Source organism: uncultured Methylobacterium sp. (assembly GCF_964242245.1).
Lineage (GTDB): Bacteria > Pseudomonadota > Alphaproteobacteria > Rhizobiales > Beijerinckiaceae > Methylobacterium.
The window spans coordinates 5527-8718 of sequence record NZ_CAXTBY010000107.1; the positions used below are offsets into that span (position 1 = coordinate 5527).

At 74.3% G+C, this 3192-nt stretch carries 4 protein-coding genes; all 4 read left to right on the top strand.

Annotated features, from left to right (window positions below):
• Positions 1-121: 121 nt before the first annotated feature.
• Genes ACFE8Y_RS17475 through coaE form a run of 4 tightly spaced genes read left to right on the top strand, consistent with a single transcriptional unit; the run spans position 122 to position 3148 of the window.
• Positions 122-739 carry a Maf family protein gene (locus ACFE8Y_RS17475; RefSeq protein WP_375465654.1) on the top strand — a complete coding sequence of 206 codons (618 nt, stop codon included), beginning with the start codon at positions 122-124 and terminating at the stop codon, positions 737-739.
• A gap of 11 nt (positions 740-750) precedes the next feature.
• Complete coding sequence (locus ACFE8Y_RS17480) at positions 751-1698, top strand: cation diffusion facilitator family transporter (protein WP_375465655.1); 948 nt, start codon at positions 751-753, stop codon at positions 1696-1698.
• Positions 1686-2528 (top strand): shikimate dehydrogenase, encoded by an 843-nt coding sequence (locus ACFE8Y_RS17485; protein WP_375465662.1) that lies wholly within the window; start codon positions 1686-1688, stop codon positions 2526-2528. Before ACFE8Y_RS17480 ends, ACFE8Y_RS17485 begins: the two co-directional genes overlap by 13 nt.
• Positions 2529-2557: 29 nt before the next feature.
• Positions 2558-3148, top strand: coding sequence for a dephospho-CoA kinase (gene coaE, locus ACFE8Y_RS17490; protein WP_375465656.1), 591 nt, complete (start codon positions 2558-2560; stop codon positions 3146-3148).
• Positions 3149-3192 lie beyond the last annotated feature (44 nt).

Here is a 3192-nt window from a genome sequence, read left to right on the forward strand (position 1 = left end):
CGCCGGGGCCAGCGTCGCGTATCGGCCCCGACCGTGACAGCCCCGCCGTCCGGCTCAACCCGGACGTCGGGGCTTTTCGCGGGGCGCTTGCGGTCGCGCGCCGATCGGTGACACTGGGCGGATGTCGCCTCCGACCCTCTGGCGCGGCGCAGGCCCGCTGCTCCTGGCCTCCACCAGCCCGACGCGGCGCGCGCTCCTCGAAGCCGCCGGCCTGCCCGTCGAGACCGTGGCCCCCGGCATCGACGAGCGCGCCCTGGAATCCGCGTGCGCCGGCCTCGACCCGCGGGCGCTCGCCCTGCGGCTGGCCGAGGCCAAGGCCGGTGCGGTGGCCGCAGCCTATCCCGACCGGGTCGTCGTCGGCGCGGATCAGGTGCTCGACCTGGACGGCGAGGTCTTCCACAAGCCGACGGGGCTCGACGACGCCCGCGCCCAGCTCGGGCGGCTGTCCGGCCGCACCCATGCCCTGCACGCGGCCGTGGCGCTGGCGCAGGGCGGCCGCGTCGAGAGCTTCGCCGAGACCGCGCGCCTGACGCTCCGGCCCCTCGATGCGGGAGCGATCGCGGCCTATGTGGCGCTCACCGGCACGGAGCGGGTGCGATCGAGTGTCGGCGGCTATCAGATCGAGGGCCTCGGCATCCACCTGTTCGCGCGGGTCGAGGGCGACCACAGCACCGTGCTCGGCCTGCCGCTGCTGCCGCTGCTCGCGCGTCTGCGGGCGGGCGGCTGGCTCGCATTCTAGGAGACGGGACGGTGGCCGGACACGATCATCACGACCATTGCGGCCACGATCATGGCCACGCGCACGGTCACGGGCACGTCCACGCGCCCAAGGATTTCGGCCGGGCGTTCGCGATCGGCATCCTGCTCAATGCCGGCTTCGTAATCCTTGAAGCCGGCTATGGATTTGCTGCCAACGCGATGTCGCTGGTGGCGGACGCCGGCCACAACCTCTCCGACGTGCTCGGCCTGCTCGTCGCCTGGACCGCTGCGGTGCTGGCCAAGCGCCGGGCGACCGCCCGCTTCACCTACGGGCTTCGCGGCGCGTCGATCCTCGCCGCCCTCCTCAACGCCGTCCTCCTGCTGCTCGCCACCGGCGCGATCCTGTGGGAGGCGCTCGTGCGGCTGCGCCACCCCGAGCCGGTCGCGGGCGTGAGCGTGATGGTGGTGGCCGGCCTCGGCATCCTGGTCAACGGCGCGACCGCGTGGCTGTTCATGGCGGGCGCCAAGGGCGACCTCAACGTCCGCGGCGCCTACCTGCACATGGCGGCCGACGCCGCGGTCTCGGCCGGCGTGGTGCTGGCGGGGCTCGCGATCCTCGCGACCGGCCTCGACTGGATCGACCCCGCCGCCAGCCTCGTCATCGCCGGGCTGATCGTCTGGGCGACCTGGGGTCTGCTCCGCGACGGCGTGGCGCTGTCGCTGAGCGCGGTGCCGCCCGGCATCGAGCCCGATCTCGTGCGCGCCTACCTGCGCGGACGGCCCGGCGTGTCGGACCTGCACGACCTGCACATCTGGGCGATGAGCACCACCGAGGTGGCGTTGACCGCGCACCTCGTGGTTGCCGGGCACCCCAGCAACGCCTTCCTCCAGGAGACCGCGGACGCGCTCCGCACCCGCTTCGGCATCGCCCACGCGACCCTCCAGGTCGAGGCGGCGGGCGGCGTGCCCTGCCGGCTCGCGCAGGACTGCGCGGCGTGAGGCGGGCCTTCGTCGTCGGCCATCCGATCGCCCAGTCGCGCTCGCCGCTGATCCACGGCTACTGGCTTTCGCAGCATGGAATCGACGGCACCTACGAGCGCGTCGCGGTCGCGCCCGACGCGTTCGCAGCGTTCTTTCGCCGGCTACCGGACTCGGGCTTTGCCGGGGGCAACGTTACCATCCCGCACAAGGAGGCGGCCTTCGCGCTTGCCGATACCCTGACATCGCGTGCGGAAAAGATCGGCGCGGTCAACACCCTCGTGGTCGGGGCGGACGGGCGGGTGCAGGGCGACAACACCGACGCGCCGGGCTTCCTCGCCCACCTCGACGCGCGCCTCGGGCCGGACTGGCCGGCCCGCGCGGGGACGGCCGTGGTGCTCGGGGCGGGGGGCGCGGCGCGCGCCGTCGTCGTCGGCTTGGCCGAGCGCGGCCTGCGCATCCGCGTCGCCAACCGCACCCGCACCCGGGCCGAGGCGGTGGCCGCCCTCGCTCCCGGCCATGCCGCGGCGATCGCGTGGGATGCGGCGGCGCGGTGGCTCCCCGAGACCGGGCTCCTGGTGAACACGACGTCGCTCGGCATGAGCGGGCACCCGGCCCTCGACCTCGACCTCGCGGCGCTGCCGGCCCACGCGGCGGTGGCCGACATCGTCTACGTGCCGCTGGAGACCCCGCTCCTCGCCGCCGCCCGCGCCCACGGGCTGGCGGCTGTCGACGGCCTCGGGATGCTGCTGCACCAGGCGGTGCCGGGCTTCGCGGCATGGTTCGGCGTGCGGCCCGCGGTGACGGAGGCGTTGCGCGACCTCATCGTCGCCGACTTGGTGCCGCGGTGAGCCCTGCGGCCCTGCGAAAAAGGCCTTTCGTGCTGGGGCTCACCGGCTCGATCGGCATGGGCAAGTCCGCCACCGCGGCGATGTTTGCCGCCCGCGGCGTGCCGGTGCACGACGCGGACGCGGCGGTCCACGGCCTCTACGGGCCGGGGGGCGAGGCGGCCCGCGCGATCGGCAAGGCGTTTCCCGGAACGCTCTCCGCCGACGGCGGCGTCGACCGCGCCCGCCTGCGCGCGGCGGTGCTCGACCACCCGGAGCGCATGGCCGCGCTCGAGGCCCTGGTCCACCCCCTGGTGCGCGCGGTCGGCCGCGCCTTCCTCGCCCGCCACGCGGATGCCCCGCTGGTGCTCCTCGACATCCCGCTCCTCTACGAGACCGGCGGCGAGGGCCGGTGCGACGCCGTTCTCGTCGTCACCGCGCCGCCCGAGGTCCAGCGCGCCCGCGTGCTCGCCCGCCCCGGCATGACGGACGCCGCCCTCGCCGCGATCCTGGCCAAGCAGATGCCGGACGCCGAGAAGCGGGCCCGCGCCGACTACGTGATCGACACGAGCCTGGGATTTGCTGCGGCGGAGGCGGAGGTGGGGCGGATCATCGAGGACACCGGCGGAATGAGCCAAAGGTGACAGTGAGCTTGAGCATAAATTAACTGAAACGTAACCAAGCTCGC

What these genes read in the sequence shown, in the direction of transcription:
- ACFE8Y_RS17475 (WP_375465654.1), top strand. Translation starts at nt 122, where the DNA reads ATGTCGCCTCCGACCCTCTGGCGCGGCGCAGGCCCGCTGCTCCTGGCC.